We start from the raw sequence: 6,224 nt of genomic DNA, 5'->3' as shown, positions 1-6,224 counted from the left end.
GGCCCCCACCCCCACCCCCCGCGCCCGCCCCCCCCCCCCCGATGGCTTGTCGTCTGAATTGTCGTGCGGCTTGTCGCTTGTCTTGTCGCCTTGCTTGTCTTGTCGCTTGTCGCCTCGCAGGTCACAAGCCGTTTCCGACCTCCATGACACCCCCAGCGTGGGTGTTCGTGTGGGGCGGGTGACAAGCGACAAGCGCTACTCGCCCGGGGGCGGTTTGGGGGTGTGGTCGCGGTGGACGTAGCGGGCTTTGGTGCCCTCCCCGACCCGCACGGCCGTGCCGTCCTCAGCCCACGCCTTGAGCCATCCCACGACCGTCTGCCGGGTCGTGCCGTACTCGTCGCCAAGCGCGCGGGCGATCGCAGAGGCGCCGGTGCCGTCCGGCCCGGCCGCGAGGAGTACGGCGAGCGCGGCCCGCTGTGCGGGGCTGTCCTGCTCCGGCTCCTTGCGCAGTGCCGACAGGTTCAGCCCCGCGGACGCGGACGCGGGCCCGGCGTTCGGGTCGGGGGCGGTGGCGAACTGGGCGTCGATCTCCTCACGGAACCGGCGCAACAAGTCATCGTCCCCGCCCGCCTTCCCGGCCCGGTCGGTGCGGTGGGCGGACAGGTTCAGCCCACCGCTCGTAGAGGGCGCGGACTGTTCGGTGCCGGTCGTGTCCGGGGTGAGGTCGCGCATCCACGCGGTGCGCTCCGTATCCCACCGCCGCGCGTAGTCCGCACCGGCCGCGTTCGCGGACACCGTGTCCAGGCGCGGATGCCGGTCGCTGGTGGCGATGGTGATGTCGCGGATCTGAGACGGTTTGATCCGCCACGCCTTGAACAGCGCCCCGGGGGATTCGGGGGTGCCCATGAACCCGGCGCCTTTGAACGGCGCCTGATCCACCCGCAGTCCCCGGCGTCCGGGGAACATCTTCGACAGGTCCATGCCCTCGGTCTCACCGCCGGTCAGGGCGACCCTTACCTTGGCCTCGCGGCGGATCATCAGGTTGCCGAGCACGCTGCCGGTCGCCCCGAGCGCGGTGATGATCGTGCGTCCGCCCATGGAGCGGTGCATGCGGATGAACTCCAAGATCCGGTTGGCGAGTTCCTTCATCCGCCGGTCGGTGGAGACCAGGATTTCCGCGCCTTCGTCGATGATGAGCATGATCTGCGGAATCTTCGCGCTCACCGGGAGCAGGTCGGTGTCGTGCTTGGCCAGCAGTTCCTGGTAGGCGCGCTTGCGGGCCAGGCCGATGGTGATCGCCGCGTCCAGCAGCTTCAGCGCCTCCTCGTAGGTGCCGGCGAGCCAGTCCACACCGGGCCACACCGGAGTACCGTCCGCCTGCTGCAACTCGCCGCCGAGTGCGGGGCGCACCCAGGGCAGGCCTGCGGATCCGGCGTTCAGGTCGATCACCCAGGTCAGCACGTCTTCGGCGCGGGCGAGTCCGGCCAGGATCGTGTGGAGCATGTTCGTCTTGCCCGATCCGGTCGGCCCGACCACGAGCGCGCACTGTTCGCGCAGGTAGGCGAGGACGTCGTCACCGTTGGTGCGGAAACCCCAGGGGATGCCGGTCAGGATCGACAGCGGGCTGTAGTCCTCCGGGTAGGCGCGTTCCTCGGCGAGGACGTTGCAGGTGGTGACGTCCACGATTGCGCGGCCCTGGTGGGCGCCGGGGCCGACCGCGGCGGTGCAGCCGTGCGGCAGCTTCGCATCCGCCGACAGGGCCGCGGCGTACTGTGCGATGCGGTCGTAGGTGATGCCGCCCTGCGGTTCGAGATCCAGGGAGTAGCCGTTGCCGGTCTCCCACATCTCCACCGCCAGCACGCGCACGGTGATGTTGCAGATCCGGCGGATCCGCTCCACCCACTCCGCAGCGATCTGGCGCCGCTCCGCACTCATCTCCAGCGCGACCTGGCGCCGCTCGGCGGCCAGGGCTTCTTCCTCGCGGGCTTCTTCGTAGAGGGCGACGGAGCGGGCGCCGGCACCCATGCCGACGCCGATCGTGGCGAGCGATCCGAGCGCGGCCCAGGACAGGGGACCAGTGGTCATGGCCCATGTGGTCCACCCTGCGCCGACCAGCCAGGATGCGGCCTTGAAGGCGAGGGTGCGGCCCGCGGTGCGGACCTTCAGTCCGGCCACGGTGTGACCGAGAGCTCCGGCGCCGCCGACCGCCATGGCCCACAGGGGTGGCATGCCGGTGGCGGCGCCGGTGGTGGCGACAGCGAGGGCTCCGGTGGTCGCGGACAGGGCGCCGGTCACCGGGGCGGGTCCGGGGCGCCAGTGCAGCCCCCGGCCACAGTCCGCCTGGTTCCGCGTGGTTGGGGGGGGGGGGGGGGGGGGGGGGGGGGGGGGGTGGCGGGCGCGGGGGCGGGGCCGGGGGCCCGCCCCCCCCCGCTCCAGTCCAGCACCGGGCCACTGTCCGCCTGCTTCCTCTTCTTTGCGGCAGTGGTGGCGCTCATGTCAGACGTTCCAGCCCTTCTCGGCCTCGGGGCCGTTGCGGGGGTCCTCGTGACGGGCGATGTCCTGCTCGTGGGCCTGGCGGAACAGCGGCCCCATGTCCTCCGCGACCGCGACCGCGGACATGAGGGCGCCGAAGATGTCGTTGAAGCCGTCCGCGACCTCCTTCTCCAGCGGGAACTCGGAGTCTGCGCGCTCCGCGAGGGTCTTCATCACGTTCGCCACCGACGTGAGCGCGGCCGGGAGCCCCTCGACCATGGCGAGGATCTCCATGGCGTCCTCGGGGTCGTAGGACTGTGCGGCCTGCTCCATCTCGGCGGCGTGCTCTTCGAACTGGAACCCGGACACGTGCTCTCCTTCACTGTTCGATGACGGGTGATCGGTGCTGTTCGGGACGGGTCCGGCAGGGCGCTCCACTCGGTCCCCGAGTCCGTCTGTGACGTCCTGGGCGGCCTCTTGCTCTGCCGCGTCCTCCGCTGCGGCCTGTTCCTCGCGGATCGCCGTATCGCGCTCGGCACGCTCCTCGCGGGCCACGCCGGTCAGCCGCCAGTAGAGGCGCCGACCGGGTTGGACCAGCCAGGGCAGGCCCTTCCGGCCCAACCCACTGGCCAGGAACCCGAGGAGACCGATCGGGAGCGCGAGCAGTGCGGCCAGGGCGCGGCGCCCGTGGAACCGTGCCGCGGAGCGGCGCAGTGCCTTCCGCGCGGCCTGCCGGGCAGGCGCCTTCCGCACGCTCGACCGCCCGGCGGACACCTTCCGCGCGGTAGCCGCATCCCGGCGCACCCGCTGCTTCGCAATGGCCGCCTGCTTCACCGCCCGCGCCTTGCGGCCCGCACCGTTGAGCATCCGGCCCGCCCGACCACCCGACCCCGCCCGCGCCTTGCGGCCCGCACCGTTGAGCATCCGGCCCGCCCGACCACCCGACCCCGCCCGCGCCTTACTGACACCGGGCTTGTTGGGCTTCGGGGTGTTGCGGCGAGCGTCGGCCACCGCGCGCCGGGCAGCAGACGTCTGCTCCCGCTTCTGCGCGCGGGAGCTCCCGGCCTGCTTCTGCGCCTTGCGCAGTGCCTTGACCTGCCCTGCCTTGGACAGCGCACCCGAAGCAGCGCCGCCGTGCTTGAGTCCGGCGGGCTTGTTCAGAGAGACCGGAGCGCGGTGCTTGCCCGCCCCGGACCGGCCCTGACCAGCACTGCCGCGCCGCGAACCGGCGCCAGGTCCGCGCCGCTTCTGACCAGGGACCTTGCCTGAACCGCCAGCCGTACGACCACCGGCTGAACTGGCTCTCCGCCCAGCCGTACTGACTCCGGCGGAGCGGTGGCGTGCGGCGTGCTGACGGGCCGCTGTACCTGCGGCGGCCCGGCGGGCGGCCTGCTTCGGACGCGGGTTGCGGCTGCGGTAGGAGGCGAGGGCGCCGAACACGACCATGCCGGTCACGGCGACCGCCGCGGCGATCGGCCCGCCGGCCAGACCTGCCGCAGCGATCGTGGAGACCGTGGCGTTCGCCCCGGACAGGGCCAGCGGGGCGACAGGCCAACCACCCGGAGCGTTCTCTACCTGGCCGTTCTTCTGCTCATCCGCCTTCTCCGCAGCCTGTGCAGGCGCCGGTGCGGGTGGGGCTTCGGCGGTGGCGGGGGCCACTACTGCTTCTGTACTGGTGTCGGTCATGCTGAAGGCACTCCTTCCGGAGTGAAAAGCAGGACCCGAATGCGCCGGTCAGAGGGAGGCGTTCGGGTCCTGCGCTTGTGTGGGGAAGGCGCTGTTCAGACGTAGTTGTGGGTGGCGTAGCCGTCCGGCGAGAGGCGCCACCGGGAGACGGGCAGGGCGGCCATTAGGCCAGCCGGTGATAGGAGGACCGGCACCGGCCTGCGTGGTCGTTCGCTGTGGTGCGGATGCTCCAAAGCCAGTCCCGTACGGGGCGCTCGGAGTGGTCACCGCAGCCGTGGCAGTCCCATCGGGTCTGGCCATACTGGTCGCCGGTGACATCGATCGCGGCACCGACCTGGTTGTGCAGCCGGATCAGCAGCCCGGCAGGCTCTACCGGGGTGGTGTTCGGGGAGAGCTTCACAACTGGGCTCCTTCCAGCACCGGCACACCGGCCGTCGTGGCGCGGTTGTCGCGCAGTTCCTGGTAGCGGGTGGAGACCCAGCCGACCGACCAGCCGCACAGATCAGCGGCGGTCCGTACCGGCAGGCCCTCACCGAACGCCGCGTGCACGACCCGGCGGGCGTCGGGCTCGGGGAGCTTCTCGTTCACAGGCCCAGCTGCGAGGAGCGCGGCGCGTTCACGGCGCTCACGCTCGGCCCGCTCCTGCTCCTGCCGGCGCGCCTGCGCGGCACGCTCCAGCCGTTCAGCCTCACGGCGCTGCTCTGCGTCACGTTCACGGTGTTCACGCTCCCTGGCGGCTTGTTCACGCTCGCGTTCACGGCGTTCACGGGCCTCTCGCTCCACCCGGGCCGCCTCCTCCACCCGGGCGGTCTCCTCGCGGCGCCGGGAATCCTCACGTTCAGCCTGTTCACGAGCAAGCGCGGCTTCGTGATCCCGCTGTTCACGCGCCAATCCAGCCTGATGTTCGCGCTCCTCACGAGCCTCAGCCCGGGCCCGGTCGGCACGGTCTTGGGCCGCCTGCTCCCGCCGCTCTCGCTCCGCCTGATGCTTCGCTTCCAGCGCGGCCAGAGCGGCCGTGATCGCGCGCCGGTAGGCGAGCCCCGTCTCGGCGGTGACGATCAGCAGGAGCGGCGCCACCGAGTGGACAGCCGCCCCCACCAAGTCCTTCTTCAGCGCCGAGTCGGCCACGTTCAGCGCCCAGGTCATGAGACCGGTCATCCAGCGCAGCACGATCGGCCAACGCCCTCCATGCCCGCCCAGGCGGGCGAGCACGTCATCGAGCTTGACCACGATGACCACCGCCGCGTCCACCACCAGCGGCAGGATCGGGGCCGTCCAATCCCACTCATCCGGTGTGTGCCGGGCCGCCAGCGGGGTCACGGTGAGGATCGAGTAGAGCATCGCCCCCGCCACGATCGTCCACGTCCCCACCGACAGCGCACGCTCCGCTGAACGGATCTGAACACTGTTCATCACGGCGCCCCCGCCCCCGCCGACGCGGCCTCACCGGTAGCGAGGGTGGCGTAGGCCACCAGCCGCAGCCGCACCCCGGCGAACACGGCGTGACCTTCCAAAGCGCCTGTGCCCGCGTCACCGTGAACACGGTGAACAACCTCGTCCGGGCAGATGGCCAGCGCTTCCCGCCACGCCTCGAAGTCGGCGAACCCGTTGTGGAGGGCCAGCTCCAGCACGTTCGGGTAGATCGTCGACACCGACACGCACGGCGCCGGCAGATGGCCGAACTCCACGACGAGCTGCCGCAGCGCCAGCAGCGGCGCCGACAGGTGTGCGAACGTTTGCGTGCTCACGCCGCACCGCCAACACGTACGGTGCGGTTTGTCAGCGCACGGCGCGCGGACAGCACCCGGCGCCGGGCCCGGCGGATCCGCCGCACATCCAACGGCGACGGCTCACGGTCCAGCACCGTGATCTGCGCATCCAGCAGCTCGACCTCCGCCACGATGACGGGCATCTCACGCTCGATCGCGTCCAGCTCCGCGGCCGTGGGCTCAGGGTCGGATTCGGTGGCGGTAACAACCGTCTGACGTGCAACGATGATTTTCACGGGTCGTGTCTCCCTAGCAGTAGGTACGGCCCACCAGCGGGGGGCGGGGGGGGACCCCGGCGGCCCCCGCCGGACCAGGGTGTAAATGGCCGGGCACCCCGGGGGGCGCCCCCAAAAATCG

General features: G+C 71.5%; 6 protein-coding genes. All 6 read right to left on the bottom strand.

Features of this window, described 5'->3' with window-relative positions; genetic code table 11:
- Positions 1 to 195 precede the first annotated feature (195 nt).
- Positions 196 to 2,235, bottom strand: a complete 2,040-nt coding sequence (locus ACFWI9_RS03065) for an FtsK/SpoIIIE domain-containing protein (RefSeq protein WP_387158677.1) — start codon at positions 2,233 to 2,235, stop codon at positions 196 to 198.
- 201 nt (positions 2,236 to 2,436) lie between these two features.
- Positions 2,437 to 4,098, bottom strand: a complete 1,662-nt coding sequence (locus tag ACFWI9_RS03060) for a hypothetical protein (RefSeq protein WP_387158675.1) — start codon at positions 4,096 to 4,098, stop codon at positions 2,437 to 2,439.
- Between the two features lie 163 nt (positions 4,099 to 4,261).
- The gene (locus tag ACFWI9_RS03055) at positions 4,262 to 4,498 is read right to left on the bottom strand and encodes a hypothetical protein (RefSeq protein WP_387158674.1); all 237 of its coding nucleotides are present in this window, start codon (positions 4,496 to 4,498) and stop codon (positions 4,262 to 4,264) included.
- A complete protein-coding gene (locus tag ACFWI9_RS03050) occupies positions 4,495 to 5,511 on the bottom strand; it encodes a DUF2637 domain-containing protein (protein WP_387158672.1) in 1,017 nt (338 codons plus the stop codon). The genes ACFWI9_RS03055 and ACFWI9_RS03050 overlap by 4 nt, the downstream gene beginning before the upstream one ends.
- Complete coding sequence (locus ACFWI9_RS03045; RefSeq protein WP_387158670.1) at positions 5,511 to 5,846, bottom strand: hypothetical protein; 336 nt, start codon at positions 5,844 to 5,846, stop codon at positions 5,511 to 5,513. The genes ACFWI9_RS03050 and ACFWI9_RS03045 overlap by 1 nt, the downstream gene beginning before the upstream one ends.
- Complete coding sequence (locus tag ACFWI9_RS03040; protein ID WP_387158668.1) at positions 5,843 to 6,103, bottom strand: DUF6284 family protein; 261 nt, start codon at positions 6,101 to 6,103, stop codon at positions 5,843 to 5,845. Before ACFWI9_RS03040 ends, ACFWI9_RS03045 begins: the two co-directional genes overlap by 4 nt.
- Positions 6,104 to 6,224: the final 121 nt, after the last annotated feature.

The organism is Streptomyces sp. NPDC127084 (genome assembly GCF_042724175.1).
Lineage (GTDB): Bacteria > Actinomycetota > Actinomycetes > Streptomycetales > Streptomycetaceae > Streptomyces.
Note: the sequence above shows the minus strand (reverse complement) of the source record. Positions and strands in the feature narration are given on the sequence as shown.